Origin of the sequence: Rhizobium sp. SYY.PMSO (genome assembly GCF_046840415.1) — a bacterium.
Classification (GTDB): Bacteria; Pseudomonadota; Alphaproteobacteria; order Rhizobiales; family Rhizobiaceae; genus Rhizobium.
Map to the genome: position 1 here is coordinate 696,398 of NZ_CP177349.1, position 25,946 is coordinate 722,343.

General features: G+C 62.4%; 27 protein-coding genes. 9 read left to right on the forward strand and 18 right to left on the reverse strand.

Annotation, left to right across the window (positions count from 1 at the left end; translation table 11 throughout):
- The first annotated feature begins 74 nt into the window (after positions 1 to 74).
- Positions 75 to 479, forward strand: a complete 405-nt coding sequence (locus tag ACJJVH_RS03380; protein ID WP_112796982.1) for a winged helix-turn-helix transcriptional regulator — start codon at positions 75 to 77, stop codon at positions 477 to 479.
- Here ACJJVH_RS03380 and ACJJVH_RS03385 read toward each other — a convergent pair.
- Positions 444 to 1,652 carry an MFS transporter gene (locus ACJJVH_RS03385; protein WP_412065123.1) on the reverse strand — a complete coding sequence of 403 codons (1,209 nt, stop codon included), beginning with the start codon at positions 1,650 to 1,652 and terminating at the stop codon, positions 444 to 446. The two genes, ACJJVH_RS03380 and ACJJVH_RS03385, sit on opposite strands and share 36 nt — an antisense overlap.
- 329 nt (positions 1,653 to 1,981) lie before the next feature.
- Between ACJJVH_RS03385 and ACJJVH_RS03390 the strand changes: the two genes are divergently transcribed.
- Positions 1,982 to 2,929, forward strand: coding sequence for a diacylglycerol/lipid kinase family protein (locus tag ACJJVH_RS03390; protein ID WP_412064744.1), 948 nt, complete (start codon positions 1,982 to 1,984; stop codon positions 2,927 to 2,929).
- 5 nt (positions 2,930 to 2,934) lie between these two features.
- Here ACJJVH_RS03390 and ACJJVH_RS03395 read toward each other — a convergent pair whose 3' ends face one another.
- Positions 2,935 to 4,275: a glutamine synthetase family protein gene (locus ACJJVH_RS03395; RefSeq protein WP_113358164.1), complete on the reverse strand. Its 1,341-nt coding sequence runs from the start codon at positions 4,273 to 4,275 to the stop codon at positions 2,935 to 2,937.
- A gap of 177 nt (positions 4,276 to 4,452) precedes the next feature.
- On the opposite strand from ACJJVH_RS03395, the gene ACJJVH_RS03400 reads away from it, so the two are divergent.
- Positions 4,453 to 5,820 (forward strand): aspartate aminotransferase family protein, encoded by a 1,368-nt coding sequence (locus tag ACJJVH_RS03400; RefSeq protein WP_412064745.1) that lies wholly within the window; start codon positions 4,453 to 4,455, stop codon positions 5,818 to 5,820.
- Here ACJJVH_RS03400 and ACJJVH_RS03405 read toward each other — a convergent pair.
- From ACJJVH_RS03405 to ACJJVH_RS03415, 3 genes are read right to left on the reverse strand one after another with little or no spacing between them, the layout of a single operon-like run.
- Positions 5,817 to 6,440 carry an NUDIX hydrolase gene (locus ACJJVH_RS03405; protein ID WP_412064746.1) on the reverse strand — a complete coding sequence of 208 codons (624 nt, stop codon included), beginning with the start codon at positions 6,438 to 6,440 and terminating at the stop codon, positions 5,817 to 5,819. The two genes, ACJJVH_RS03400 and ACJJVH_RS03405, sit on opposite strands and share 4 nt — an antisense overlap.
- A gap of 12 nt (positions 6,441 to 6,452) precedes the next feature.
- On the reverse strand, positions 6,453 to 7,949 hold the full coding sequence (locus ACJJVH_RS03410) for a glycosyltransferase family 39 protein (protein WP_412064747.1): 1,497 nt from the start codon (positions 7,947 to 7,949) through the stop codon (positions 6,453 to 6,455).
- Entirely contained in the window at positions 7,942 to 8,961 is a 1,020-nt protein-coding gene (locus ACJJVH_RS03415) for a glycosyltransferase family 2 protein (RefSeq protein WP_112796996.1), read from the reverse strand. Before ACJJVH_RS03415 ends, ACJJVH_RS03410 begins: the two co-directional genes overlap by 8 nt.
- A gap of 95 nt (positions 8,962 to 9,056) precedes the next feature.
- Between ACJJVH_RS03415 and ACJJVH_RS03420 the strand changes: the two genes are divergently transcribed.
- Entirely contained in the window at positions 9,057 to 10,016 is a 960-nt protein-coding gene (locus tag ACJJVH_RS03420) for a lysylphosphatidylglycerol synthase domain-containing protein (protein WP_112796998.1), read from the forward strand.
- Between the two features lie 6 nt (positions 10,017 to 10,022).
- Here ACJJVH_RS03420 and ACJJVH_RS03425 read toward each other — a convergent pair whose 3' ends face one another.
- The 4 genes from ACJJVH_RS03425 to ACJJVH_RS03440 are packed head-to-tail and all read right to left on the reverse strand — an operon-like array spanning position 10,023 to position 12,403.
- Positions 10,023 to 11,270 carry an RNA polymerase sigma factor gene (locus ACJJVH_RS03425; protein WP_412065124.1) on the reverse strand — a complete coding sequence of 416 codons (1,248 nt, stop codon included), beginning with the start codon at positions 11,268 to 11,270 and terminating at the stop codon, positions 10,023 to 10,025.
- 5 nt (positions 11,271 to 11,275) lie between these two features.
- The gene (locus ACJJVH_RS03430; RefSeq protein WP_113358158.1) at positions 11,276 to 11,653 is read right to left on the reverse strand and encodes a YciI family protein; all 378 of its coding nucleotides are present in this window, start codon (positions 11,651 to 11,653) and stop codon (positions 11,276 to 11,278) included.
- Between the two features lie 17 nt (positions 11,654 to 11,670).
- Positions 11,671 to 12,033, reverse strand: a complete 363-nt coding sequence (locus tag ACJJVH_RS03435) for a YciI family protein (RefSeq protein WP_112797003.1) — start codon at positions 12,031 to 12,033, stop codon at positions 11,671 to 11,673.
- A gap of 10 nt (positions 12,034 to 12,043) precedes the next feature.
- The gene (locus ACJJVH_RS03440) at positions 12,044 to 12,403 is read right to left on the reverse strand and encodes a YciI family protein (RefSeq protein ID WP_113385209.1); all 360 of its coding nucleotides are present in this window, start codon (positions 12,401 to 12,403) and stop codon (positions 12,044 to 12,046) included.
- Between the two features lie 156 nt (positions 12,404 to 12,559).
- On the opposite strand from ACJJVH_RS03440, the gene ACJJVH_RS03445 reads away from it, so the two are divergent.
- A complete protein-coding gene (locus tag ACJJVH_RS03445; protein WP_113370287.1) occupies positions 12,560 to 12,790 on the forward strand; it encodes a hypothetical protein in 231 nt (76 codons plus the stop codon).
- A gap of 17 nt (positions 12,791 to 12,807) precedes the next feature.
- Here ACJJVH_RS03445 and ACJJVH_RS03450 read toward each other — a convergent pair whose 3' ends face one another.
- The 3 genes from ACJJVH_RS03450 to ACJJVH_RS03460 form a co-directional block, all read right to left on the reverse strand.
- Positions 12,808 to 14,310 carry an AMP nucleosidase gene (locus tag ACJJVH_RS03450; protein WP_112797008.1) on the reverse strand — a complete coding sequence of 501 codons (1,503 nt, stop codon included), beginning with the start codon at positions 14,308 to 14,310 and terminating at the stop codon, positions 12,808 to 12,810.
- 117 nt (positions 14,311 to 14,427) lie between these two features.
- Positions 14,428 to 14,604 carry a hypothetical protein gene (locus ACJJVH_RS03455; protein ID WP_412064748.1) on the reverse strand — a complete coding sequence of 59 codons (177 nt, stop codon included), beginning with the start codon at positions 14,602 to 14,604 and terminating at the stop codon, positions 14,428 to 14,430.
- 205 nt (positions 14,605 to 14,809) lie between these two features.
- A complete protein-coding gene (locus ACJJVH_RS03460) occupies positions 14,810 to 15,148 on the reverse strand; it encodes a DUF2147 domain-containing protein (protein WP_112797369.1) in 339 nt (112 codons plus the stop codon).
- A gap of 466 nt (positions 15,149 to 15,614) precedes the next feature.
- Here ACJJVH_RS03460 and ACJJVH_RS03465 point away from each other — a divergent pair, with 466 nt between their 5' ends.
- Positions 15,615 to 15,878: a sel1 repeat family protein gene (locus ACJJVH_RS03465; protein ID WP_112797009.1), complete on the forward strand. Its 264-nt coding sequence runs from the start codon at positions 15,615 to 15,617 to the stop codon at positions 15,876 to 15,878.
- A 193-nt stretch (positions 15,879 to 16,071) separates the two neighbouring features.
- On the opposite strand, the gene ACJJVH_RS03470 is transcribed toward ACJJVH_RS03465, so the two are convergent.
- Both ACJJVH_RS03470 and ACJJVH_RS03475 read right to left on the reverse strand, forming a co-directional pair.
- The gene (locus ACJJVH_RS03470; RefSeq protein ID WP_412064749.1) at positions 16,072 to 17,184 is read right to left on the reverse strand and encodes a pyridoxal phosphate-dependent aminotransferase; all 1,113 of its coding nucleotides are present in this window, start codon (positions 17,182 to 17,184) and stop codon (positions 16,072 to 16,074) included.
- Between the two features lie 114 nt (positions 17,185 to 17,298).
- Positions 17,299 to 18,237: an AraC family transcriptional regulator gene (locus tag ACJJVH_RS03475; protein ID WP_412065125.1), complete on the reverse strand. Its 939-nt coding sequence runs from the start codon at positions 18,235 to 18,237 to the stop codon at positions 17,299 to 17,301.
- 82 nt (positions 18,238 to 18,319) lie between these two features.
- Here ACJJVH_RS03475 and ACJJVH_RS03480 point away from each other — a divergent pair, with 82 nt between their 5' ends.
- The gene (locus ACJJVH_RS03480; RefSeq protein WP_412064750.1) at positions 18,320 to 19,147 is read left to right on the forward strand and encodes an oxidoreductase; all 828 of its coding nucleotides are present in this window, start codon (positions 18,320 to 18,322) and stop codon (positions 19,145 to 19,147) included.
- Between the two features lie 149 nt (positions 19,148 to 19,296).
- Here the strand turns inward: ACJJVH_RS03480 and ACJJVH_RS03485 are convergent, their stop codons facing one another.
- Positions 19,297 to 19,689 (reverse strand): PilZ domain-containing protein, encoded by a 393-nt coding sequence (locus ACJJVH_RS03485; protein WP_412064751.1) that lies wholly within the window; start codon positions 19,687 to 19,689, stop codon positions 19,297 to 19,299.
- Positions 19,690 to 19,999: 310 nt separating this feature from the next.
- On the opposite strand from ACJJVH_RS03485, the gene ACJJVH_RS03490 reads away from it, so the two are divergent.
- Both ACJJVH_RS03490 and ACJJVH_RS03495 read left to right on the forward strand, forming a co-directional pair.
- On the forward strand, positions 20,000 to 20,434 hold the full coding sequence (locus tag ACJJVH_RS03490; protein WP_113370284.1) for a glyoxalase superfamily protein: 435 nt from the start codon (positions 20,000 to 20,002) through the stop codon (positions 20,432 to 20,434).
- 65 nt (positions 20,435 to 20,499) lie between these two features.
- Positions 20,500 to 21,867 carry an MATE family efflux transporter gene (locus tag ACJJVH_RS03495; protein ID WP_412064752.1) on the forward strand — a complete coding sequence of 456 codons (1,368 nt, stop codon included), beginning with the start codon at positions 20,500 to 20,502 and terminating at the stop codon, positions 21,865 to 21,867.
- Positions 21,868 to 22,117: 250 nt separating this feature from the next.
- Here ACJJVH_RS03495 and iolB read toward each other — a convergent pair whose 3' ends face one another.
- From iolB to iolD, 3 genes are all read right to left on the reverse strand, one after another.
- Entirely contained in the window at positions 22,118 to 22,915 is a 798-nt protein-coding gene (iolB, locus tag ACJJVH_RS03500) for a 5-deoxy-glucuronate isomerase (RefSeq protein WP_412064753.1), read from the reverse strand.
- Positions 22,916 to 22,987: 72 nt separating this feature from the next.
- A complete protein-coding gene (gene iolE, locus ACJJVH_RS03505) occupies positions 22,988 to 23,905 on the reverse strand; it encodes a myo-inosose-2 dehydratase (RefSeq protein WP_412064754.1) in 918 nt (305 codons plus the stop codon).
- Between the two features lie 66 nt (positions 23,906 to 23,971).
- Positions 23,972 to 25,822, reverse strand: coding sequence for a 3D-(3,5/4)-trihydroxycyclohexane-1,2-dione acylhydrolase (decyclizing) (gene iolD / locus ACJJVH_RS03510; RefSeq protein WP_412064755.1), 1,851 nt, complete (start codon positions 25,820 to 25,822; stop codon positions 23,972 to 23,974).
- Positions 25,823 to 25,946: the final 124 nt, after the last annotated feature.

The window sequence follows — 25,946 nt, forward strand, 5'->3', positions numbered from 1 at the left end:
GCTAGATGCGCATTATCCTCAAATGGCGCAAGAATGCACAAATTCTGTACGTAGGTACAAAAAGGATACTGTCGATGTCGGTTCCCCGCTCCAAGCTTGTCAAAAACTTTCCGGGGTGCCCGGTCGAGGCGACGCTGAGCCTGCTCGACGGCAAATGGAAGGGCGTGATCCTGTTTCACCTGATGGAGGGCACGCTGCGCTTCAACGAAATCCGCCGCAAGCTGCCGTCGGTGACGCAGCGCATGCTGACGAAGCAGTTGCGGGAACTGGAGGAATCCGGGCTGGTGTCGCGCACCGTCTTTCCCGTTGTGCCGCCCCGCGTCGATTATGCGCTGACGCCGCTCGGAGCCAGTCTCGGGCCGATCGTCAAGGCGATGGCCGTATGGGGCGAGGAAAATGTGTTTTGCCACAACGGCCGGCAGGAGCTTGCCGCGCCGTCGATGTCATGTGTGTCCGGTGCGGCGCTCCAGGCCGACTGAAACGAGGAAAACGGCGAGACCGCCGACGGAGAGGACCGCGCCGACATAGCCCGTCGCAGCCGCGGTGAAGCCCCAGGAAATCACCAGGCCGCCGAGCCAGGCGCCGAGCGCATTGGCGATGTTGAAGGCGGAGTGATTGGAAGCGGCAGCCAGCGTCTGCGCATCCGCGGCAACGTCCATCAGCCGGGTCTGCACGGCCGGACAGGCAGCGAAACCGCAGCCGATCAGGAACACGCAGACGCAGAGCATGATCGGATTGGCGGCCGTCAGCGAAAACAGCGTCATGATGACGATGTTGAAGATCATCATGCCGCCGATCGTTCCCTTGATCGAGATGTCGCCGAGGCGGGAGCCGACGATGTTGCCGACATTCATGCCGATGCCGAAGAGCGCAAGCACGACCGGGACCATGGCGGAGCCGAGGCCCGCAACGTCGGTCGTGGTCGTGGCGACATAGCTGAAGATGGAGAACATGCCGCCGAAACCGACTGCGGCGACGCCGAGCGTCAGCCAGACCTGAACGCGCTTGAGCGCGCCGAGTTCGCGGGTGATGCTGGCGCCTTCCTCGACCTTGTCCTTCGGCAGGAAGAGGGCGATGAGAAGCATGGTGACGAGGCCGACCCCGCCGACCATCATGAAGGCGGCACGCCATTCGAGCATCTGGCCGAGGAAGGTGGCGATCGGCGTGCCGATAAGCGTCGCGATCGTCAGGCCGAGCATGACCTGGCCGACGGCACGGACGCGGCGATGGACGGGCACCATGGAGGCGGCGACAAGCGCGGCGACGCCGAAATAGGCGCCGTGCGGCAAGCCGGTGATGAAGCGCAGCGCCGTGAAGCTTTCGAAGGTCGGCGCAAAGGCGCTGGAAATATTGCCGGCGGCGAAGATGGCCATCATCAGCAGGAGCAGCGTGCGGCGCGCCATCTTGGCGGCGAGCACGGCGATGATCGGTGCGCCGACCACGACGCCGAGCGCATAGGCGCTGATCACATGGCCTGCTTCCGGCGTGGTGACGCCAAACGTATCGGCCACGTTGGGCAGAAGTCCCATTATGACGAATTCGCCCGTGCCGATGCCGAAGCTGCCGACGGCCAGCGCCAGTGTCACGAGCGCAATGGCTGCGCGCGACGGTGCTTCCAGAGCAGTTTGGGTATCGAGGGCCTCGACGGCAATATCGCTCACGAAAACTCCTTGGACGGCAAGCCGGGCTAAGTGCCGCGAATCAGGCAGCAAACCCCGTCATTCGGGCGTTCAGTGCATCAGGTGGAATAAGGGACTGGAGGGCATGGACATGCCTCAGTCGGTAGTATCGACGACGGCGCTATTTCTGTCGCGTGCATTTTTTGCAGCGCAGCATGTCGGATCATGCATAAGTAGGCGGCGGGCGATCGGCCGAAACGGCGACAGCGCTTGAAATCGCTCCATCCAAAACCATCTGTGAACATGCGCATGGGACTTCAGCTCCTGACTGAGACACAATTTGCGGAAAATCCGAGAGCCCAATGAAATTGATCGGCTTTTTCAATCGCGATGGCGGCACGTTCCGGACGACCGACATGGCTGCCTATGAGAAGAAAGCGGAACAGGTCTTCCGCGACGCCGGTCACGATTTCGAGGCGCTTGTGATAGGGGGGCGCGACATCGTATCGGCGATGGAGCGGGCGGCGCGCCGTGACGACATAGACGGCATCGTCGCCGGCGGTGGAGACGGCACGATTTCAGCCGCCGCTGCCATCGCCTGGAAGACCGGCGTCGCCCTTGGCGTCATTCCGGCCGGAACCATGAACCTTTTCGCCCGCTCGCTGCGCTTGCCGCTCGATATCTGGCAGACGCTCGATATACTGGCGGCGGGCGAGGTCGACAATGTCGATATCGGCAGCGCCAACGGTCGCGCCTTCGTGCATCAGTTTTCAGCGGGCCTGCACGCGCGCATGGTGCGCTATCGCAACGGCTATACCTACCGCTCGCGCATCGGGAAAATGTCGGCCAGCACCCGCGCCGCTTTCGGCGTCATCGCCAATCCTCCGGAATTCGACGTCGATTTCGAGGCCGGCGACGTGCGCGAGCAGCGGCATGTCTCTGCGATTTCGGTTTCCAACAATCCCTTTGGCGCCAATGCGCTGCTTTACGCCGACAGCCTGCGCAGCGGCGAACTGGGCTTTTACACCGCGAAACCCTTGCGGCCGCTCGGCGTCGCCCGCCTTGCCATCGACATATTGCGTGGTCGGGTCCGTGAGAATGCCGATGTCATGATCATGCATGCGCCGGAGGTGCATTTGCATTTTCCGAATCTGCGCCAGCTCGCAAGCTGCGTCATGGACGGCGAACTCCTGCCGCTGGAGCGCGACGTGATCCTGAAGGTTCACCCCGGCGAGCTCAAGGTCATGGTCCAGGAAGGAACCGCGATCAAGGTCGCTCGCGAAGGCGCCGTCGACAGCGTCGCCATCTGACGCGCTCACAGGCGCGGCAGGTAGGTCCGGTAGTCGAAATCGGAAACGCTGCGCAGGTAGCGGATCGCTTCCTTGTGCTTCGTGTCGCCGTAGAGCTTCTGATACCGCTCGCCGAAGATATCGGCAATGAAGGCCGAGGCGCGAAAGCGCTCGACGGCGGTCAGGAAATCATGCGTCAGGCGCGGCGCATCGGCCGGCACATGGGAGGGCGTCGTTTCCTCGCCGGGATCAAGCTCGTCCTGCAGGCCGAGCAGCATGCCGCCGAGGATTGCCGCCAGCATCAGATAGGGATTGGCGTCGGCACCGGCGACGCGGTGCTCGATGCGCGCGCCCGGCCCATCCTTTTCGGGAATGCGTACGGCCGTGCCGCGATGCCCGTAGCCCCAGGTCAGGTCGACGGGGGCGAACGAGCCCGGCTGGAAACGACGGTAGGAATTGGCATAGGGCGCAAAGATCAGCTGCGCATCCTGCATCGTCTGCAACAGCCCCGCGCAGACCGATTTCAGTTTCTTCGGCTCCCCGCCCGCCGCATCGAGGACATTGCGACCCCGATCGTCGACGATGCTCGCGTGGACATGCAGGCCCGAGCCGGCATGGTCGGTATAGGGCTTGGCCATGCAGGTCGATTTCAGGCCGTGCTGGCGCGCGGCCTGTTCGGCCACGCGCTTGAGCATGATGCAGTCGTCCGCCGCGGCCAGCGCATCCGGGCGATGCAACAGGTTGACCTCGAACTGGCCGGGGCCGAATTCCGCCGTCGTCGCGTCCGCCGGCAATCCTTGCGCTCTCGCATAGCTGCGCAGCGTTTCGAGGTAATCCCCGAGCAGATCGACGGCATCCATGTCGTAGAGCTGAAAGCCGTTCGGTTCGCCCTGATAGGTCAGGGCTGCCGGCGGCGAGGGAATGCCTCTGTCGCGCCAGTCTCCGGCGAGCAGATAGAATTCCAGCTCCGTCGCGACGACGGGCGTCAGGCCGAGCGCCTTGTAGCGATCGACGACGGCGGAAAGAATGGCGCGCGGGTCCTGAAAGCTCGGACTGCCGTCGAGCTCGTGCATGGTGGCCAGCACCTGCTTCGATCCCGGCGGTGCCCAGGGCATATCCGTCAGCGTGCGCTCGTCGGCAACACATGTCCCGTCAGGATCGCCGATCGTCAGCGACAGGCCGGTAATATCGTCGTTGTCGTCGCCCCAGATGTCGAGCGATTGCGTCGAGGTCGGCAGCCGTACGGCGCCGGACCAGACTTTCTTTTCGGCTGCAATCGGGATCTGCTTGCCGCGCAACCGGCCGTTCATATCCGATATCAAAACTTCGATGCGCGCGTTACCTTCGGTTGCGTTGTCGGCGGCCATGCTCTTGTAAATCCCCAATGCTCACGGCATGGTCGTAAACGATGACAGCTTTCAGTCAAGTCTGGCTACGCTGCGGTTTCGCACCGGGCCTTCGCTCGGGCGAAGGGCCATGCACATAATCACGGCGTCGGCGTTCCTGCCTGACAGGCACCAATTCAAAGAGGGTTCGAATACATCATGTCCGACACGCCAAGCCGCTCCAATCTCGCTGCCCTGGATGCTGCCCATCATCTCCATCCTTTTGCGGATATGAAGAAGCTCAATGCCGATGGCGCGCGTGTCATCCAGCGCGGCGAGGGCGTCTATATCTTCGACGCCGAAGGGCGGAAGTATCTGGATGGATTTGCCGGCCTCTGGTGCGTGAATATCGGCTACGGCCGCACCGAAATCGCCGACGCGGTTGCCAGGCAGATGAACGAGCTGCCCTATTACAACACCTTCTTCGGCACCACGACCACGCCCGCGACGCTTCTGGCCGAGAAGGTCTGCGCCCATGCCGGGCCGCAGTTCAACCACGTCTTCTTCACCAATTCCGGTTCCGAGGCCAACGATACCTGGTTCCGCATGGCCAGGGTCTATTGGGGAGCCGTCGGCAAGCCGACGAAGAAGACCGTCATCGCCCGCAAGAATGGCTATCATGGCTCGACGGTTGCCGGCGCCAGCCTGGGTGGCATGAAATACATGCACGAGCAGGGCGACCTTCCCATCCCCGGCGTCGTCCATATCGGCCAGCCCTATTGGTATGCCGAGGGCGGCGATCTCTCGCCGGAGGAATTCGGTCTCAAAGTTGCCCGCGAACTCGAGGCCAAGATCGACGAACTGGGTGAGGACAATGTCGCGGCTTTCGTCGCCGAGCCGGTGCAGGGCGCCGGCGGCGTCATCATTCCGCCGTCGACCTACTGGCCCGAGATCGCGCGCATCTGCAAGGCGAGGAACGTCCTGCTCGTCTGCGATGAAGTGATCTGCGGCTTCGGCCGTCTCGGCACATGGTTCGGCCATCAGCATTTCGGCGTCGAGCCCGATCTCGCGCCGATCGCAAAGGGACTGTCCTCCGGCTACCTGCCGATCGGCGGCGTGCTGGTGAGCGACCGCATTGCCGACGTTCTCATCAACGAGGTCGGCGAATTCAATCACGGCTTTACCTATTCCGGCCACCCGGTCTGCGCGGTCGCCGCGCTCGAAAACCTGAGGATCATCGAGGAGGAGCGGCTTGTTGAGCGCGTGCGCGACGATATCGGCCCTTATTTCGCGAGGGCCTGGGGCAGTCTTGCCGATCACGACATGGTCGGCGAAGCCGTCAGCATCGGCCTGATGGGCGGCCTGCAGCTTGCGGCCGACAAATCCACCCGCCGCCGGTTCGAGAAGCCGGATGCCGTAGGCTCGGCGGTGCGCAACCATGCCCTTGCGAACGGTCTCGTGCTGCGCGCCACGGGCGACCGCATGCTTGCCTCACCGCCGCTCGTCATCGGCCACGATGAAGTGGATGCCATGGTGCGCATCACCCGCGCCGCGCTCGATGCCGTCTGGGCGGAGGTGATGCTCTAGCTAGAGCTTGGCAGCAGTGCGGGCTGGTCCCACTTGCCCGCCTTGTGCAGGGCAAGTGTCAGCGCCGCAACGTGGATGGCCTGGAGCATTTTACCTTCCAACGCCAGCTCTATCGCCTGGCGGACCGGCATGCGAATGAGCCGGATACGCTCGGTTGGATCATCCGCCGGCTCGGTGGCGAACTCGACATTGCGGGCAATGACGATGTGCACGAAATTGGTGTGCGTGGCCGGATTGGGCGCCAGCTTGCCGACATACTCCCATTTGACAGCCTTAAGACCGGTTTCCTCACGCAGTTCGCGGGCTGCCGCCTCGATCGGACTTGCATCGCTCGCATCTACGCCGCCGCCGGGCAGTTCAAGCACCACGACCCCGAGCCCGTGACGATATTGCTGGATGAGGTAGATATGATCCTCGTCATCAAGTGCGATAATCTCGACCCAATCGGGATATTCCAACACGTAATAGGGCGCAATCTCCATGCCTTCCGCCGTCACGCAGCTATCCGCGCGAACTTTCAGCCAGCGGTCGTGAACCAAATGCCTAGAGCCTTTCGTCTGCCAAGCTGGAAGATCCGCAGTGTCCTCAATTAGGCTTTCGATCTTGTCTGTCGAACTCAAAGCAGTACGCTCCTATTTCGGATAGACCCATCCATAAGCGAAGGACGCCATCTCGCCGGGCTTGCCGTGGATATACTGCACGTCCGCAAGCTTGGTGTCCGGCGCGGCATATTGCGGGCCGAGCGTATCGCGCAGCCAGTTCGATAATTCCACCGGCATGACGCCGTTGTCCTTGCCGGGGCGCCAGACGATCAGGATCGGCCGGCTGGCGCTCCACGCATAGTCCGTCGTCAGGTTGGGGAAGAAAAGCGACATGGCCGGAACGTCGGGAAGCTGCAGGTGCAGGTTTCCGGCGGGCAGCCATCCATCGGTCAGCACCAGCCCCGGCTTCTTGCCCTCGGCAGCCACGATCTGCTGCACGAAGGCCGGATAGGGCGTGTTGTAATGGTCGAAGGCGCCGAACAGCGACGGGAAAAAGGTGCGCACCAGCAGCAGCACCGGGATGACGACCATCATGACGAGCGGCACATAGAAGAAGCGCTTGCCGAAATCCGCGGCCTTGATGCCGGCAATCTCCATCTTCAGGCACAGATAGATCGGCAGCAGGAACAGGAAGGGCAGCAGCCAGCGGTCGCGCATATCCGTCATGCCGATGGTGACGATAAGGATCAGCACGAGGATGGCGATGACGGCCAGAAGGATCTCGAAGAAGCGGGTCCATTCGTTCGACCGCCCGAGATTCTTGAGCAGGCTCTTGCCGAAGACCAGCGCATAGACGACGAGCGTCGGCGCGCTGATGACGAGGATCAGCCTGAGGAACTTCAGCGGACCCTTCACGAACTTGGCGAAAGCGCCGTCCGGTGCGTTTTGCTCCATGATGCCGAGCGTGCGGCCGGAGGCGAGGCCGAGATTATGCATCAGCCAAAGGCCGTGCGGCAGGAAGATCAGCACGGAGATGACGATGGTGAGCAGGAAGCGCTTGTCGAAGACCCGTGCGCGGCCCTGCGGATGCATCAGCACGGCGACGAAGGCGCCGGCCACCAGCAGCGCGAAATTGTATTTCGACAGCATGCCGAGGCCGAGCGCGACGCCGGTGAAGATATAGGAGCCGAGGCTCGGGGCCTTCAGCGTGCGGATCACGCCGCAAAGAAACAGGTTGATGGTGACGAGCTGCGCCACCGTATGCGTCAGATCGCGCTGCGCTTCCCAGAAGAACTGCGGGATGGTGAGCAGCGACAGGGTCGCGATCGCCGCAAAAACCTTGTCGGTCAGCACCTCCCGGGCCAGCCGGTAATAGCTGATGTAGACGAGGAAGAGGAAGAGGTTCTTGACGCTGGAGATCGCCGCCAGCGACAGCCCGAAGACGGAAACGACGATCGATTGCACCCAGTTATAGAGCGGCGGCTGGGAGTCGTAGCCGAAGGTGAGCCATTGCGAAAACAGCGCCTGCTGCGACTCGTCGTAGCGCAGGCCGTGCGGCATGGCGAGGCGCACGAGGAACTCGACCAGGAAATAGCCGGCAAGCAGGAGAATGACGGCATCCGGTCGGCGGACCAGAAACCTATGCATCCTGATGGTTCCTGTCGAAGATCTTGCGCACGATGTAGTTCGGCGAAAGATCGTCGCGATAGTAGATGCGGGCAATCATTTCGGCGAGGATGCCGGTCGTGATCATCTGCACGGACGACAGCAGCAGCACGACGCCGACCAGCAGCAGCGGCCGGTTGCCGATATCGTCGCCGAAGATGAACTTGTCGACGAAGAGCCAGAGCAGGATCAGGCCGGCAAGCGCCCCGAGCCCGAGCCCGAGCGAGCCGAAGAAATGCCCCGGCCGGGCTTTATAGCGCATGAAGAACATCACCGACAGCAGGTCGAGAATGACGCGGAAGGTGCGCGAAATCCCATACTTCGACGTGCCATGCTGGCGGGCATGGTGGGTAACGGGCACCTCGCCGATGCGCGAGCTCGGCACGACGCCGGCGACCCAGGCCGGGATGAAGCGGTGCATCTCGCCCATCAGCTTCACCTGTTTGATGATGGAGGAGCGATAGATCTTCAGGCTGCAGCCATAATCGTGCAGCTTGACGCCGGTGATGCGGCCGATCAGATAATTGGCGCACCAGGAGGGAATCTTGCGCAGCAGCAGGCCGTCCTGGCGGTTCTTGCGCCAGCCGACGAGCAGGTCGAGTTGCCGGCGTTCCAGTTCCTCGACCATCGAGGGAATGTCCTTGGGGTCGTTCTGCAGGTCGCCGTCCATGGTGGCGATGAGGCGGCCGTTCGCCGCGTCGATGCCAGCCTGCATGGCCGCCGTCTGGCCGAAATTGCGCTGAAGCTCGACGATGCGCAGCGTCAGCCCTTCTCGTGGAAGGGACCGGCGCGCATTGGCGAGCGTCGCGTCGGTGCTGCCGTCATCCACAAGGATCAACTCCCAGGGCCTGGAAAAGCTCGTCATGGCGGTGCAGATGCGCTCGATGAGCGGTCCGACGCTTTCTTCCTCGTTGAAGACGGGCACGACCAGCGAAAGCTCGAGGGGGCTTGCCGGATCGGCCTGGGGGAGGGTCGACTCTGCCGTTGTCTGCAACTCTACTTTCTCCTAAAAGACCGGCAGAACCTGCCGGACGGAACGAGCGATCAATCCGGTTTCAGCCTCCGCTCGCATTTGGGTGCCCTAACTACATGAAGACTCCGATGGTTGCCAGCCGACAGAATTGGTTTATTCGCAACCGAATGATGCTGCTGACCCTCGCTGTCGTCGTGGCTTATGCCGCCTTCATCGAGTGGTTCTGGGGCTGGAGCTCCATCCTGGCGCAATGGGGCAAGGTCGGCGCCTTGCCGATCCTTCTGGCGCTTGCGCTTCTGACCGGCACCTACTTCCTGCGCACATGGCGCATCTACGATTATTTCCCGAAGGAAACATCAGGCCATTTCGCAGCGCTTTTCCGCGTCACGCAGGTCCATAATCTCCTGAACATCATGATGCCGTTCCGCACTGGCGAGACCAGCTTCCCGGTGCTGATGCGCTCGGAATTCGGCATCCCGCTGGCGCGCGGCACCTCGGCGCTGTTCGTCATGCGGCTGCTCGACCTGCATGCGTTGCTTGCCGCGGCCGGCATCGGCCTTGCGCTTGCCTCGCCCTATCATGTCCTGGCCTGGATCGTGTGGGCGGTCTTCCTGCTGCTGCCCGTTGCGGGTTTTGCCTCCCGCCGGCCGCTGATCCGTCTTGCCGCTCGCATCCTGCCGAAGAAGGCGCAAGGGCTGGTGCATGAGCTGGAACGCGGCCTGCCGGTCGATATCAGAGCCTTTGCGCGCGCCTGGCTGACGACGATCGTCAACTGGCTGGTCAAGGTCGTGGTGCTCGCCTGGGCGCTTGGTCTCATGAACGTCACGCCGCTGTCTGCAAGCTTCGGCGGCGCTCTCGGCGGAGAATTGTCCTCCGTCCTGCCGGTGCATGCGCCGGGCGGCGTCGGCACCTATCCGGCCGGCATCACCGCCGGGGCGATGGCGTTCGGGGCTTCGAGCGAGAAGGCGGCAATCGAAAATCTGGCGCAGGCCAGCATCAACGCTCATCTCCTGATCGTGGTTTCGGCGCTGACGGGAACCGCCATCGGACTGCTTGCCTCGCGCAAGCGTGCCTGATCGCATCTATCGCGAAGCCTTGCCGCCGAGCTCGGCCAGGCGCCGGCGCAGAAATGCCTGCTCCGGCGTCTGCTGGCATAGCGAAAGCGCCGTTTCGTAGGCTTGCCGCGCCTCGTCCGGCCGTTCGAGCCGGCGCAGGAAATCGGCTTTCGCGGCATGGGCGAGGTGATAGCGCGCCATGCGCTCTTCCTTCAGCATGTCGTCGACGATGGCAAGTGCGGTCGCCGGGCCGTCGCGCATCGATACGGCCACGGCTCGATTGAGCTCGATCACCGGGGAAGGGCTGGCCGTCAAGAGCAGATCATAAAGCATCACGATTTGCCGCCAATCGGTATCATCGGCTGTCGCGGCGCGGGCATGTTCGGCAGCGATCGCGGCTTGCAGGGCATAGGTGCCGACGTCTGCCGCGGACATCGCATTTGCGGACAATGCCAGACCTTCGCGGATCTGGCCGCGGTCCCAGAGCGAGCGGTCCTGATTGGCAAGCAGCACCAGTTCGCCGGCCGCATCGGTGCGGGCAAGCCGCCGCGAATCCTGCAGAAGCATGATCGCAAGCAGCCCTTCGACCTCCGGATCCGGCAGCAGCTGCAACAGCAGCCTGCCGAGGCGGATGGCTTCGGACGCGAGATCGGCACGGACGATAGCTGGGCCGGAGGATGCGGAATAGCCCTCGTTGAAGACGAGGTAGACGACACGCAGCACCTGCGCCAGCCGCTCCGGCAGCTCGGCCTTGCCGGGCACTTCATAGGGAATATGGGCGGCGCGGATGCGGTTCTTGGCGCGGACGATGCGCTGCGCGACGGTGGGCGCCGGGATCAGGAAGGCATGGGCGATCTCTTCCGTCGTCAACCCGCAGACTTCGCGCAGCGCCATCGCCATGCGCGCCTCGGCCGGTATGGCGGGATGGCAGCAGGTGAAGATCAGCCGCAGCATGTCGTCCTCGATCTCCGGGCCTTCGGCGGTCTCCATCGCCTCTCCCTCCGGATAAAGGCTGTCGGCGATGTCCGAACGAGCGGCATCGAAGCGCGTCCGCCGCCGGATATGGTCGATGGCGCGAAAGCGCCCGGCGGAGACGAGCCAGGCGTAGGGATTGGCGGGGATCGTCTCTTCCGTCCATTGTCGGGCCGCTGCCGCAAAGGCATCGTGGAGCGCTTCCTCCGCCCGGTCGAAATCGCCGAGCAGACGGATCAGCGTTGCCAGCACGCGGCGCGAGTGGCTGCGATAGATGCTGTCGATGGTCTGGCGCGGCGACACGGGTGTCAATCCGCCTCCGCCAGGTCGCCCCGCAGGGTCAGGATACGAACCGGGCGAATTTCTATGGCGCCGTAACGCGCCGAAGGGATGCGCCGGGCGATGTCGGCCGCACCATCCAGATCAGGCGCCTCGATGAGGTAGAAGCCGGCCAGATGCTCCTTCGTTTCCACGAATGGCCCATCCGTTATCGAGAATGCATTGCCGTCCGGTCGGATGACGATCGACTTGTCGCGAAGCGCCAACGCATCCGAAACGATCAGGGCGCCGTCCCGCCGCAAACCCTCGTCGAAGACAAAGTGCTCGGCGATCAGGTGGTTCATCTCGCTTTGCGTCAGCCGGCCATCGACATCGACGGAGGTGTAGATCAGGCATAGAAACCGCATGTCATTTCCTTTCTCAGTCATTCGTCCGGAAAGCGGATATCGAAGGCGCCGCGCACCTCGATCATGCCGTAACGGGCAACGGGGAAGGTGGCCGCTATTCGCGTCGCTTCCTCCATGTCCCGCGCCTCGATCAGCACGAAGCCGCCGAGATGCTCCTTGATTTCGGCGAAGGGGCCGTCGGTGACGGCGGTTTCGTCACGACGCACCCGAACCGTCCTCGCTGTCTCCGGCTCGCGCAAGGCATTGGCGACGATGAGGTGGCCGCTGGCGCGCAGCCGGTTGTCGTTGTCGATCGAATCCTGCGTCAGCTTTCGCCCTTCCTCTTCCGAAAGCTTGGCGATCTCGGCGGTCTCGAACCAGACCTGGCAAAGAAATTTCATCGCAGCCTCCTCAAACGTCCGGACCGAAAGAGTGGATGGGCCGAACCTCGATACTGCCGAGCTTGGCGAGCGGGATGCCGGCGGCAACGCGGATCGCATCGTTGAGGTCCCTGGCTTCGATCAGGATGAAGCCGCCGAGATGTTCCTTGGTTTCGATAAAAGGTCCGTCCGTCACCGACGTCTCGCCGTTGCGGACCCGCACCGTCACCGCCGAGCGTGGCGATTGCAGCGCTTCGGCATGGATCATGTGGCCGCTCGCCATCAGATCGCGGTCATAGCCGAGTGAATCCGAATCCAGCCTGTGCTTTTCCTCTTTCGTCATGGTGTCGAGTATCGTGCCGTCGAACCAGACCTGGCAGAGATATTTCATCGCAGCGTCTCCTCTCCCGATTTTGCTGACAGCCATGGACGAGCGGCCGCCAAGCAAATCGACATCCCGATCCGCAGCATGACAAAAATTTCCGGCTCTGTCGAAACCGGACGACGCCGGTCGACCAGTTCCGTCATCACCAGAGGAGCGACGGAAATGTACAGCCTGGAAGCTGCAATCGTGCATTACTGGCAAAGAAAGACGTTGTCGGAAGCGGAACTGCTGGAAGCGGCGGATGCCGGGAGGGTCGTGTTCCGTATCTGGATCGGATTTGCGGGTTTCGCCCTGCTGATCCTGTGCCTGAGCTTGGGGGCCGCACCAAACGACGAACGGCCGCAAGTCGCGGCCGCTGGCAGGATGATTTCGGTGTCCGCTGACGGACGATAGGCTCGAAACCCCGGCGCTTATTGGAACGCCGTTTCGAAGAAGCTGCGCAGCTTGCGCGAATGCAGCTTCTCCGGCGGCATTTCGGCCAGCTTCTGGATGGCGCGGATACCGATCTGCAGATGCTGGTTCACCTGGGTTCGGTAGAAGGCGGTCGCCATGCCCGGCAGCTTCAGCTCGCCATGCAACGGCTTGTCCGAGACGCAGAGAAGCGTGCCGTAGGGGACACGGAAACGGAAGCCGTTGGCGGCGATCGTCGCCGATTCCATGTCGAGCGCGACGGCGCGGGCCTGCGACAGGCGCTTGACCGGGCCTGCCTGGTCGCGCAGTTCCCAGTTGCGGTTGTCGATGGTGCCGACGGTTCCCGTGCGCATGATGCGCTTCAACTCGAAGCCTTCGTAACCGGTGATTTCGGCAACGGCGGCTTCCAGCGCCACCTGCACTTCGGCCAGCGCCGGGATTGGCACCCAGACCGGCAGGTCGTCGTCCAGAACGTGGTCCTCGCGCATATAGGCATGGGCGAGCACATAGTCGCCGAGGCGCTGGCTGTTGCGCAGGCCCGCGCAGTGGCCGAGCATCAGCCAGGCATGCGGGCGCAGAACGGCGACATGGTCGGTGATCGTCTTGGCGTTGGAGGGGCCGACGCCGATATTGATCATGGTGATGCCGGCATGCCCCTTTTTCTTCAGATGGTAGGCCGGCATCTGCGGCAGCCGCGGCGGCGACGTATCGCCCTCCGGCTGGCTGGCGCCGGCCGGCGTGATGATGTTGCCGGGCTCTACGAAGGCCGTGTAGCCTCCGCCGCCTTCGGCCATCAGGTCGCGCGCCCACTTGCAGAACTCGTCGATATAGAACTGGTAGTTCGTGAACAGCACGAAATTCTGGAAATGCGCCGCGCTGGTCGCCGTGTAATGGACGAGGCGGGCCAGCGAATAGTCGATGCGCTGCGCGGTAAAGGGCGCAAGCGGGGACGGCTCGCCCGGCGGCGGGATGTATTCGCCGTTGGCGATCTCGTCGTCGGTGGTGTTCAGGTCGGGCGTATCGAAGAGGTCGCGCAGCGGAATGTCCTCGAAGGCCGTGGCGGAAGCCTCGACATAGGCGCCTTCGCCGAACGCGAAGTGCAGCGGAATCGGCGTGGTCGATTCCGACACCACCACCGGCACGTTATGGCTGCGCATCAGCAGCGTCAGCTGCTCCGTGAGATAGTGCTTGAAGAGATGAGGGCGCGTGATCGTCGTGGTATAGACGCCGGGCGCCGTGACATGACCGTAGGAGAGACGCGAATCGACATGGCTGAAGCTGGTGGTCTCGATGCTCACCTGCGGATAGAAGGCCCGATAGCGGGTCGTGACCGGCGCTCCCTTGGCGAGCTTGGTGAAATTGTCGATCAGGAACGCGGTATTGCGCTCGTAAAGCTCCGTCAGCGCATCGACGGCCTTTGCCGGATCGTTGAAGGTCCGCGGCTGGAACGGGCTTGGGGAGGAGATGTCGTTGGGTGAAAAAGAAGAGATTCTGTTGCTCATGCGCCATTATAGAGTGTCGTCGGTTACAAGCAAACGACGTTGCAAGCCATGGTTCGGATTCTCGCAGCTATTTTTGCAGCGGACCCGAGGCTCGCGCATCTTCACGCGCGGGCCTCGTTATTGGATGGTCGTGCAATAGGGCGTGCCGGTCTGTGCGCAGGTAAAGCTTGCGCCGAAATGCGATTGCGCGCCGCTGCGGCCTGCGTGTTCGACCGCAACCGAGAAGCTGAATGCAAAAATGGCGGCAGACAGCATGATGATGACGAAACGCCGTGCCATGATGATAGAATTCATGTCCTTGGCCCTACCCGTGCCCTATACTGGACATTGTTTTGCCATGGTCAGCCTGAACAGGTGCTGAGATGCCGGTTCATCCGGCGTTCAGAAATATTACCGGTTTCAAGCTGATGCACATGCCCGTCCTTGGGCAAGCAACAAGGGGTCGCCGGCCGATGGCGGCCAGATCCGAAAGGCTTTTCCTGAAGAGAAAAGCGTCGCCTCAGAGCCTCGTCCAGGTCTGTGACTTGCAGAATACCTTGAGCACGCAGCCCTTCATCTTCACGCTGTTGCCGCTGATGGTGCCGGAGCCGCTATAGGTCTTGTTCTCGGAAGGGTCGGTGAGTTCGCCTGTGTAGCTGCCGTCCTTGCCCTGCATCCTGCCGATCTGCCTGCCGGCATATTTGCCCGTTTTCAAGGTCACGCAATAGCTGTCGGCGCAGGGCGCGATGGCGGCGGTGTCGCCGTCGAGTGTTTTCCAGTTGCCGACGATCGGCTCTTCGGCAAGGGCCGCACTCGCGCTCAGAAGCAGCGCGGAAGCAAGAATGGTAGCGCGGATCACAGCGTTTTTCCTCCCCAGGCGCCCGCCCGGTTCGATCACCGGGAATGCGGGCGAGATTATCTAACGCGAACGTAAAGGTAAATACGATTTTCAGGGATACAAACCTTCGGCCTTTCCGGCCTCCGCATCCCGGTAAAATCCTGCATCGGATTGAAACGCGCTCTTTTTGTGGTGAAGAAAGCGTTTAAATCCAAATCCTAACGGAAGGTTAAGCTCGCTTGAAAATCCTTAATTTGCAAGGGAAGCGATGTTTAACAAAATCCCAAGTTTACCAAGCATTTGTACTTTGTTTGCATCGAATTAAGCATGCATTTTAGGCGTTTTTTGAAAGCCGTCTGCGATAGTGAAGCCATCAAACGAGCGGGGCAAACCCGCCGGCCGGACGAGCCGGAAAGCCGCGAACGACGGCAAGGTTCGGACGGAAAACAGGGCAGATACGAACAGAAGCAAGACAGGGATATAACCAATGGCACGCTTTGAAACACCGATGTCTGGAATGGCCATGATGGGTGGTAACAGCGCCGATGCTCTTTGCGAGCTGGGCGTCAACTACGCGACCGGCAGGGGCTGCGCCGCAGATCTCGTTGCTGCCCACAAATGGTTGAATATCGCCGCCATTCGTGGCAGCGAGCGCGCCGCCGAGCTTCGCGCCGACGTCGCCGCGACCTTGACCAAGATGCAGCTCGCCGCAGCGCTCCGCGCCGCCCGCGAGTGGATGACGACGCACTGAGGCGTGCCGCAAGGAATACGACTTACTGACTGACCTCGAAGGAGGGGTGTCGGCGGTCGATGGAGAGGCGAGCGCCGAAATGACGAAAACCGCGACCGGCCGGGACAAGGCCGGCGCGGTTTCGTCGTTTGAGGAGGGGCCTGCGAAACGCGCGGGCAGGAGCGGCCGGCGATTGCCGGAGACACCCAGAAAGTCAGCCGATGGCCTTCAACACCTTCGGCAGCGCCCCGGCCAGAAGATCCAGATCCCGTCCGGGGCCGACGCTGACGCGGATGCAGCGGTTGAGCGGCGCAACGCCCGGCATGCGGATGAAGACGCCGTGCTCAATCAGCCCGTCGACGATGGCGCGGGCATAGGTGCCATCGCGGTCGCAATCGATGGCGACGAAATTGGTGGCGGAGGCAAGCGGCAAAAGCCCGTTATCGCGGGCAATCGCGCCGATGTCCTCGCGTGCCGCCCGGATCTTGCCAACCACTTCGGAAAGATAGGCCTGATCCTTGAGCGCGGCGAGGGCGGCCACGGTCGCCAGCCTGTTCATGCCGAAATGATTGCGGATCTTGTCGAAGGTCAGCACCGTCTCGGGCGTGCCGATGGCATAGCCGACGCGGGCGCCGGCCAGCCCATAGGCCTTGGAGAAGGTGCGGGTGCGCAGGACATTCGGCAGCCCGATCAGGGTGGAGATATCAGGCAGCGCGCTTTCGGGCCCCGTCTCGCTATAGGCTTCATCGAGAATCAGCAGGCAGTTTTCCGGCAGCGCCCGGGCAAAGGCGACGATCTTGTCCGCATCCCACCAGCTTCCCATCGGATTGTCGGGGTTGGCGAAATAGACCAGCGGCGCGTTCTCGCGCTTGACCGCTTCCAGCAATCCATCGAGGTCTTCGCGGTCATCGACATAGGGCACGGTGACAAGGCGGCCCCCGAAGCCGGCGACATGGAAATTGAAGGTCGGATAGCCGCCGAGCGAGGTCACGACCGGCGTGCCCGGTTCGATCACCATGCGCGCGATCAGGCCGAGCAGGCTGTCGATGCCTTCGCCAACGGCGATATTGGCCGCCTGCACGCCGAGATGCGCCGCAAGCGCCTGTTTCAGCTCGAAATTTTCCGGATCGTTGTACATCCAGATGTCGCCCGCGCGCTCGCGCATGGCGGCGAGGACGGAGGGGGCGGGCCCGAAACCGTTTTCATTGGCGCCGATGCGGGCCTTGACGCTCAGCCCGCGCTGGCGCTCCAGCGCTTCGGGGCCGACGAAAGGTACGGTGGAGGGAAGGGCGCTGATCAGCGGCGTGAAGCGCGAGAAGGCGGACATGCTGGCATTGTTTCCCGAATTCAGTTGCAAGGCGAAGGACAATAGGCCCTTGGCGGGCCGTTGCAAGAGCGGAAAGGCGCAGCTTCCGAATTGCGTCGGCACCGGATAATCCCGTTACGATCGCGAGGCGAGCTCACCGAGATGTCGGCGCACCCATTTCACCTCTTCCGAAGGCGTGCGGCGGAAATGCCGTTTGAAGTCGCGGCTGAATTGGGCAGCGCTGACGTAACCGACCGACAGCGCAACATCCGCAATCGTGCTGTCCTGACGGGCCATCATCAGTCTCGCCTCATGAAGCCGCATGGCTTTGACGTATTGCATTGGGCTGCTGCCCGTGAGGGCCTTGAAATGTGCATGATAGGAGGGAACGCTCATCCCCGCGTCCCGGGCGAGGTCAGTTACCAGAACCTCCGAATTGTAGGTTTCACGTAACCGGCCGAGGCTTTGCACGATCCTCCCGGACGGACCTCTCTGCCGCAACGCCGAAATCATCGCAGCGCCCTGCGGGCCGATGAGCACGCGGTAATGCAGCTCGCGGAGGATGCCGGCGCCCAGAACCGCCGTTTCCATAGGGTCGCCGAGCGCCCGCAACAGGCGCAGCAGCACATCCTCGATCGCCGGTTCCATTCTACTCGATACGAGGCTTCTGGCCTTGTCGGGCGCCGGCCCAGAGCGCCGATTTTCCACCTCCGAGGCGATTTCCACACCAAGTGTCATGTCGAACTCGACATAAACGGCAAGCAATGGCCGTTCCGGGCTGGCAACGGATTCCATTCGGAACGGAACGGGCACCGACACCGCCAGATAATGCTCCTCGTCGTAGAGATAGACTTCGCCTTCAAGCATGCCTTGCTTGCTGCCCTGCAACACGAAGACTGCACCCGGCTTGTAGAGGACCGGGACGTCGCGAAGCACCGTTTCACTCCGGAGGATGCGGACGCCGGAAAGCCCGGTCGAATTGTAGCCCTGACGCGGCGCGAGATGCTTCGCCAGTTCCACAAGCGCACCGCGCTTGGTCCTTCCGATTTCTACCTCCATAGAATTTGGCAAGATATTCATAGGTTTTGCAGTCGATAGGTGTGGATGGCCAGATTATCAGTCAAAAACCGAACAAAGCAACGAGAGAGTATCAAGGATGTCACGGAAGACCTTCTTCATCACCGGAGCCAATTCTGGATTCGGTCTTGCCATTGCGACGGCGGCAAGTGCCAAAGGACATAAGGTGATTGGCACCGTCCGCTCGGAGTCGTCGCGGGCGAGGTTGGCCGAGCGCCTGCCGGCTGTCAGTCCTGTTCTGTGTGACGTGACTGAATTCGAGCGGATACCCGAGGTCGTCGGGCTGGCTGAGAGAGACCACGGACCGGTGGATGTCCTCATCAACAACGCCGGCTACGGTCACGAGGGCGTCCTTGAGGAGTCGCCGCTCGAAGAGATGCGGCGCCAGTTCGATGTGAACGTCTTCGGCGCGGTTGCGGTGGCCAAGGCTTTCCTGCCGCGATTCCGCGAGAGACGCCGCGGCTTTATCCTGAACGTCACGTCGATGGGCGGCATGATTACCATGCCCGGCATCGCCTATTACTGCGGCAGCAAGTTCGCGCTTCAAGGCATATCGGAAGTGATGCGCTCGGAAATGGCGCCGTTCGGCGTGCATGTCGCGACGCTTTGCCCCGGTTCGTTCCGCACGGACTGGGCGGGGCGCTCGATGGTTCGGACCGAGAGGTCCATCGCGGATTACGACGCGCTATTCGATCCCATTCGTGAGGCGCGACAGGCGAAAAGCGGCCAGCAACTCGGCGATCCCGACAAACTCGCGGCAGTCGTTCTCAGCCTGGTTGAAAGCGCCGATCCGCCGCCGCAGCTTCTGCTTGGAAGCGATGCGCTTAAACTCGTATCGGAGAGGATCGCGCGCCTGCAGAAGGAAATCGAGGCGTGGAAATCCGTCACCATCTCGACCGATGGCTGACGATGTAACGCCAAGGAGCTTCGCGGCGATGCATTTGAATCACACGGCTTATCTCAAGCCATTTCTGCGATGCCGGGAGCCATCGCCGGTCGCGTGACGGCATGATATCGGGATCGAGCTACTGCCGTCTGCCGCATATCGGGATCGAGCTACTGCCGTCTGCCGCGGGCTGCCAGCGCCTCGGTATTTCCGATCATGAAGTCGGCGCGCACGACGCGGCGCAAGGTTTCCGGTTCGATCAGGTTGATGAAGCGGACATGGACGCGGTTGCCGTTGCGGCTGACTTCGGCGCAGGCGATGCGGTAGGCAAGGCCGAGGATGTTCAGATAGTAATGCGTCGGCAGGCCGACGGTGGTGCCGACGGTGAAGCTGGCGCCGCCGCGCGAAATATCGGTAATCTCGGCGCTGCGCATGGAGATGCCGGTGAGACAGGGGCGGACAGCCACGAGACGCGCCGGCCTCTGAACGTAGAAACGTTCCCAGCTTCGTTCGTAAACTTCGGATTTGACTTTCGCCAGATGGGTCGCGCGAAGCATTGTCATTCCCTGTTGAAAAACAGACCGAATTCATCTCGGCTACATCATGAACCTTGCACGGAGGTTTTGCGGAAGCGTCAATTCCATTGATAGAATTTTAACGGGTTCGTCTTTTGTCCCGATTTGAACGCATCTTGACAGTGAAGCCGGCTTGGATCATACGGACGAACGGTTCGAGGCGCCCGCCGCTCGCGGATGAAAATCCAAGGTGAAGTCCTCGCTGTTTCTGGTCACAGCCATATAGGGCATGCTGACTGGCGGTAATGCGAGCCCCGTTTCACGGTCGTAATTGCGTGCCTTAGCAAAGGCTGATCCCATGACGACCTATCCGTCCATAGATGAATTGAAGGCCCAGGCCCGCCGTCTGCGTCAGGCCATGGCAGAGCGCGGCGACGAGATGAGCCACTCGACGGCGCTGGAGCTTGTCGCCAAGCAACATGGGTTGCGTGATTGGAACACGCTGTCGGCGCTTGCGGCAAAATCGAATGACGGGCCGGACGCGCCTTTCGATGTCGGCTCCGCCGTGCGCGGCCGCTACCTGAACAAGCCGTTTACGGGGAAGGTTCTGGCGATGTCGGCGAAATCAGGCGGGTTTTACAGGATCACCATCCATTTCGACGAACCGGTCGACGTGGTGGAGTTCGAGAGCTTCTCGGCCTTCCGCCAGCGCATCAATGCCCAGGTCGACGCCGACGGCATTTCGCCGCGCAGGACATCGAACGGCATACCGCATCTGGTTCTCGACATCTGACCTTCATCCTCCATTGATCGGCCGTTGTCTTCGCCGATAACGTGCGATTTCGTCCGGATACCACCATGACGCACAATACAGAACGCAATATGTTCCTTACCGGCTGGCTGCCCGGCGTCTTTGCCAGAACCGCAGCGCCGATCATCGTCATCACGACGGTCAGCGGTCTCTTCGCCGTTGTCGACGCCTATTTTCTCGGCGTCTATGTCGGGGCGGATGCGCTGTCGGCAGTCAGCATCATCTTTCCCGCGCTCATGCTGCTGATCGCGCTGCAGACGCTTGTTTCGAACGGCATGGCCAGCATTCTTGCCCGCCGCCTGGGAGCCGGCGACCGCGCCGGCGCACGAAGCGTTTTCACCGGCGCTCATACGCTGGCGATTGCCGTCGTGATCATCGTCAATCTCGTCTACTGGCTGGCGGCCCGGCAATTCATTTCGGTGGCTGCGGCAGGGAACGCGGATGTCGCTCGCAGCGGCGAGGCCTTCATGGGCGTCATGGTCGCCTTCGCGCCGATCAGCTTCTTCCTGTCGATCCATCTCGACGGGCTGCGCTGCGAGGGAAAGCTCGGTTTCATGACGCTGGTAACGCTCGCCTCGACGCTGCTCAACATCCTGGCGAACTGGTTGCTGATGGCTGTGGCCCACTGGGGCGTGGTCGGCTCCGCCGGCGGCTCGATCCTGGCGCAATTCATCTGCCTGACGATCGTCATCATCTATCGTCTGCGCCACCCCGGCGGGCTATGGGTCGATAGGGCGCTGCATCTGCGCGAGTGGCGCGGCATCTTCGCCTTCGGTGCGCCGATGAGCCTCGGCTTCATCGGGATTTCGCTGAGTTCGGCGGCGATTCTCTTCAACCTGTCGATCTGGCATGAAGGGGATTATGTCGCCACTGTCGGCGCCTATGGCATCGTCACCCGCGTGATGACCTTCGCCTATCTGCCGCTATTGGGCCTGAGCATCGCGTTGCAGACCATATCCGGTCATAATCACGGTGCGGCGCTTCCGACCCGCGTCGGCCACAGCGTGCTGATCGCCATGATTTCGGCCTTGGTCTATTGCGCTGCCGTCGAGCTTGTCGTCGAGCTGCTGGCACGGCATCTGGGAGGGGTCTTCGTGGCTGATCCCGTGATCGTCGCGGAAGTCGGCCGCATCCTGCCCTGGACGATCGGCGCCTATTTCCTCTTCGGTCAGGCGATCATCCTGTCGTCCTATTTCCAGTCGATCGGCGATGCGAAGCGCGGTGCAATCTTTGGTCTGTCGCGGCCCTATCTGTTCACCTTGCCGCTGACGTTCCTCCTGCCGCTCCTCTTTGGCGAAAAGGGAATCTGGATGACGCCGATCTTCGCGGAGATGGGGATGATCCTGCTGACCTGGCTGGTGCTGTCACGCACAGCCAGGGATCGGAACTGGCGCTACGGCCTGCTGCCCGTATGAAATGGAAAAGGCCGCGCTTCGGGCACGGCCTTTTTTTGGGGAAACTTTGGGGGCTATCCTCGCCCTTCGAGGCTTCGCTCCTCAGGGTGAGGATAGAGCGCACAGAGCGCACACAGTCACGCAAAATAGCTTCCTGTCGCATGAGGCGAGATTAGTGTGTCGTCTTGCGCAGGAGATCAGCCCTCATGGTGAGGAGGTCCAAAGGCCGTCTCGAACCATGAGAGCGGCTGCTTAAGAACCCGACACTTCTTCAGGATTTGAGCAGCCACTCATGTTCGACGGCATTGTGGAATTTCCAGATGCGCTTCGGGCCGGCCATGACGTTGAGATAGTAGAGATCGTAACCGTGGCAGGCGGCGCAGGGATGATATCCCTTCGGCACCAGCGTCACATCGCCATCCTCCAGCACCATGACCTCGTCCAGCGACCGGTCGTCCGTATAGACGCGCTGGAAGCCGAAGCCCTGCGGCGGGTTGAGGCGATGGTAGTAGGTTTCCTCGAGGAAGCTCTCGTTCGGGAGGTTGTCCTGATCGTGCTTGTGCGGAGGATAGGACGAGGTGTGCCCGCCCGGCGTGATGACCTCCACCACCAGCAGCGAATGCGCCGCGCCGTCGTCTTCCGGCATGATGTTGTTGACGTAGCGGACATTCGTGCCCTTGCCGCGTGTCAGTGCCGGATGCGTGCCCGGCGGAATGGCGCGGGCTTCATGGGAGCCGCCGCCCGGTGCCGAGCAGACGGCGAGTTCCAGGTCGGTCTCGGCGGTCACAGACCAGTTCGAACCGGCTGGAATATAGAGCGCGTGGGGCGCGCCCTCGAACGGGCTCATGCGTTCGCCGAGCGAGCCGAAATCCTTCGTGCCCGCCTTGGCGCTTCCCTTGCCGCTGACCCATACGAGGCAGACTTCGCGATCTCCTGTCTCGGCCGAGGCCATCTCGCCCGGTTTCAGGCGATAGAGGTCGAAGCCGACATAGGTCCAGCCGGCGCTTTCGGGCGTGACGTGGGTGACACGGCCATGGGTGCCGTCTGGTTTGACCTTGAGATTTGGCATGGATGTTCTTCCTCCTTGCTTGGAAAACGCCCTTCGCCATCCTTCGATGCGGCGACGGGCACTCGTCTTCCGCTATCCCTTGGGAAAGCCTTCGGTTTCAACCGTGTAGCCCGCAGCCGTCATGACGCGCATCAGCTCGGCGTGTCCGATCTCGGCCATTCTCTGCGGCGGCGCCTTGCGCGGATCCTGCTCGGCCTCGACCACGAACCAGCCTTCATAACCGTAGTCGGCGAAGCGCTTGACGATGGCCTCGAAATCGAGCGAGCCGTCGCCTGGCACCGTGAACGCGCCGAGCGCGACGGCATCGAGGAACGACTGCCGGCTGCGATCCAGCCCATCGACGACAGGCTTGCGGATGTCCTTGACATGAACGTGGTTGATGCGGGCGTGATGATTGTCGATGGCGCGGAGAACGTCGCCGCCGGCAAAGGCGAGATGGCCGGCATCGAGCAGCAGCGGAATGCCTGCGCCGGAATTTCGCATGAAGGCGTCGAGTTCCGGCTCGGTCTCGACGACGGCCGCCATGTGATGGTGGTAGGAGAGCGGCATGCCCTGCGCGGCGCACCATTCGCCGAATTCGGTGACGCGGCGGGCATAGGCCTTCATCTCGTCATCCGAAAGACGCGGCTTGGTGGCGAGCGGCTTGGAGCGGTCGCCCTGGATGGAGCGGCCGACTTCGCCATAGACGATGCAGGGCGCGTTGACGGCCTTGAACAGCTCGATCATCGGCGCGATGCGGTCCTTGTTGGCGGCAAGCTCCTCGTTGACGAGCGTGCCCGAGAACCAGCCGCCGCAGAGCGTCACGTCGGCGGCGCGCAGGATCGGCAGCATCTCGTCGGGGTTGCTGGGGAAGCGGCGGCCCTGTTCCATGCCGGTGAAGCCCGCGCCGCGCGATTGCCGCAGGCATTCCTCGAGCGATACGTCGTCGCTGAGCTCCGGAAGATCGTCGTTCCACCAGGCGATGGGCGACATGCCGAGTTTGGCCTTCATCAATGGTCTCCTTGAAAATGGTATTGGAGGAGCGTTTCAGCTCCTCCGGAAAACTGTCGGAATCGATCAGCCGATGCGCTGGGAGGCGCGCGCCTTTTCGTAAGCCGCGCGAGCCTTGTTGACCTCGATTCGCGGGCTGACTTCGGGAACGGCGACATCCCACCAATGGCCGCCCTCATCCGTCGTGATCAGCGGGTCCGTGTCGATGACGATGACCGAACTGCGGTCATTCTTCTTCGAGGCCTCGATCGCCTGTTCCAGTTCGGTGATGGAAGAGACCTTCACGGCAGCCGCGCCCATGCTTGCCGCATGCGCCCGGAAGTCGATCTCCGGCATCACCTCATAACGCGAATCCTTCAGCAGATTGTTGAAGTTCGCGCCGCCGGTTGCCATTTGCAGGCGGTTGATGCAGCCATAGCCGCGGTTGTCGAGCAGGACGACGGTAATCTTCAGGCCGAGCATGACGGAGGTCGCCAGCTCGGAATTCAGCATCATGTAGGAGCCGTCGCCGACCATGACGACGACATCCTTGTCCGGCCGCGCCATCTTCACGCCAAGACCGCCGGCGATCTCGTAGCCCATGCAGGAGAAGCCATATTCCATGTGGTAGCTGCCGGGTGCTGTCGCCGGCCAGAGCTTGTGCAGCTCGCCGGGCAGACCGCCGGCCGCGCAGACGAGGATGCTGTTCTCGCCGCCCAGCGTGCGCGTGACGGCGCCGATGACCTGGGCGTCGGAGGGCAGGGCGGCATTCGTCGTCGCCATCGCCTTGGCGGCGGCCTCCATCCAGATCTGCTTTTCGCGCGTCGCCTTCTCGGCGAGCGACGCCGGCGCGCGCCAGCCCGTCAGGCCGGCGGAAAGCGCCTTCAGGCCCTCGCGCGCATCCGCCACCAGCGGGTGGCTATTGTGCTTGAGGGCGTCGTAGGCCGCGATGTTGAGGCCGATCATCGTCAGCTTCTCATTCTTGAACAGCGCCCAGGAGCCGGTGGTGAAGTCCTGGCAGCGCGTGCCCACGGCGATCACCAGGTCGGTGTCCTCGGCGATGGCATTGGCGGCCGACGTGCCCGTCACGCCGACCGAGCCGAGCGCCAGCGGATGCGTCTCGTCGATGGCCGATTTGCCGGCCTGCGTGACGACGACCGGAATATCATGCGCTTCCGCGAAAGCGGCCAACTCCTTGGTCGCCTGCGAATAAAGCACGCCGCCGCCGGCGAGAATGACCGGCTTTTCCGAGCGGCGGATCAATGCGATGGCGTTGGCGAGCTCGTCGCTATCCGGCTGCGGCCGGCGCTGCGCCCAGACATGCTCTTCGAAGAAGCTTTCCGGATAATCGAAGGCTTCGGCCTGCACGTCCTGGCAGAGCGAGAGGGTTACAGGGCCGCAATCGAGCGGATCGGTCAGCACCTGCATGGCGCGCTTCAACGCCGTCATGATTTGCTCGGGGCGGGTGATGCGGTCGAAATAGCGGGAGACCGAACGGAAGGCGTCATTGGCGGAAACGGTGCCGTCACCGAAATCCTCGATCTGCTGCAGCACCGGATCGGGCGCGCGATTGGCGAAGACGTCGCCGGGCAGGAGCAGGACCGGAATGCGGTTGACATGCGCGACACCGGCCGCCGTGACCATGTTCAGTGCACCGGGGCCGATGGAGGTCGTGCAGGCCATAAAGCGCTGACGGAAGCTCGCCTTGGCGAAGGCGACGGCGGCATGGGCCATGCCCTGTTCGTTGTGAGCCCGGAAAGTCGGCAGCTCCTCGCGCACCTGATAAAGCGCCTCGCCGATGCCGGCGACGTTGCCGTGACCGAAGATCGCCCAGACGCCGCCGAATATCGGCTGCTTCTGCCCGTCGATGATGGTCATCTGCTTCTTGAGAAAATGCGCGACGGCCTGGGCCATCGTCAGTCGGATCGTCTTGCCCATCGGGCGCCTCCCACATGCTAGAGCGACTCCAGGAAAAGTGCGAAGCGGCTTTTCGTCCGGAATTGCCAGAAAACAAAGAGATTGAGCGGTTCGGAATTTCCTTGAAAAGCCGAACCGCCCGGAA

What these genes read in the sequence shown, in the direction of transcription:
- ACJJVH_RS03420 (WP_112796998.1), top strand. Translation starts at nt 9,057, where the DNA reads ATGAAGACTCCGATGGTTGCCAGCCGACAGAATTGGTTTATTCGCAAC.
- ACJJVH_RS03445 (WP_113370287.1), top strand. Translation starts at nt 12,560, where the DNA reads ATGTACAGCCTGGAAGCTGCAATCGTGCATTACTGGCAAAGAAAGACG.
- ACJJVH_RS03450 (WP_112797008.1), bottom strand. Translation starts at nt 14,310, where the DNA reads ATGAGCAACAGAATCTCTTCTTTTTCACCCAACGACATCTCCTCCCCA.
- ACJJVH_RS03400 (WP_412064745.1), top strand. Translation starts at nt 4,453, where the DNA reads ATGTCCGACACGCCAAGCCGCTCCAATCTCGCTGCCCTGGATGCTGCC.
- ACJJVH_RS03380 (WP_112796982.1), top strand. Translation starts at nt 75, where the DNA reads ATGTCGGTTCCCCGCTCCAAGCTTGTCAAAAACTTTCCGGGGTGCCCG.
- ACJJVH_RS03470 (WP_412064749.1), bottom strand. Translation starts at nt 17,184, where the DNA reads ATGTCCGCCTTCTCGCGCTTCACGCCGCTGATCAGCGCCCTTCCCTCC.
- ACJJVH_RS03430 (WP_113358158.1), bottom strand. Translation starts at nt 11,653, where the DNA reads ATGCGGTTTCTATGCCTGATCTACACCTCCGTCGATGTCGATGGCCGG.
- ACJJVH_RS03455 (WP_412064748.1), bottom strand. Translation starts at nt 14,604, where the DNA reads ATGAATTCTATCATCATGGCACGGCGTTTCGTCATCATCATGCTGTCT.
- ACJJVH_RS03440 (WP_113385209.1), bottom strand. Translation starts at nt 12,403, where the DNA reads ATGAAATATCTCTGCCAGGTCTGGTTCGACGGCACGATACTCGACACC.
- iolD (WP_412064755.1), bottom strand. Translation starts at nt 25,822, where the DNA reads ATGGGCAAGACGATCCGACTGACGATGGCCCAGGCCGTCGCGCATTTT.
- ACJJVH_RS03435 (WP_112797003.1), bottom strand. Translation starts at nt 12,033, where the DNA reads ATGAAATTTCTTTGCCAGGTCTGGTTCGAGACCGCCGAGATCGCCAAG.
- ACJJVH_RS03485 (WP_412064751.1), bottom strand. Translation starts at nt 19,689, where the DNA reads ATGACAATGCTTCGCGCGACCCATCTGGCGAAAGTCAAATCCGAAGTT.
- ACJJVH_RS03390 (WP_412064744.1), top strand. Translation starts at nt 1,982, where the DNA reads ATGAAATTGATCGGCTTTTTCAATCGCGATGGCGGCACGTTCCGGACG.
- iolE (WP_412064754.1), bottom strand. Translation starts at nt 23,905, where the DNA reads ATGAAGGCCAAACTCGGCATGTCGCCCATCGCCTGGTGGAACGACGAT.
- iolB (WP_412064753.1), bottom strand. Translation starts at nt 22,915, where the DNA reads ATGCCAAATCTCAAGGTCAAACCAGACGGCACCCATGGCCGTGTCACC.
- ACJJVH_RS03465 (WP_112797009.1), top strand. Translation starts at nt 15,615, where the DNA reads ATGGCACGCTTTGAAACACCGATGTCTGGAATGGCCATGATGGGTGGT.
- ACJJVH_RS03490 (WP_113370284.1), top strand. Translation starts at nt 20,000, where the DNA reads ATGACGACCTATCCGTCCATAGATGAATTGAAGGCCCAGGCCCGCCGT.
- ACJJVH_RS03480 (WP_412064750.1), top strand. Translation starts at nt 18,320, where the DNA reads ATGTCACGGAAGACCTTCTTCATCACCGGAGCCAATTCTGGATTCGGT.
- ACJJVH_RS03395 (WP_113358164.1), bottom strand. Translation starts at nt 4,275, where the DNA reads ATGGCCGCCGACAACGCAACCGAAGGTAACGCGCGCATCGAAGTTTTG.
- ACJJVH_RS03495 (WP_412064752.1), top strand. Translation starts at nt 20,500, where the DNA reads ATGACGCACAATACAGAACGCAATATGTTCCTTACCGGCTGGCTGCCC.
- ACJJVH_RS03410 (WP_412064747.1), bottom strand. Translation starts at nt 7,949, where the DNA reads ATGCATAGGTTTCTGGTCCGCCGACCGGATGCCGTCATTCTCCTGCTT.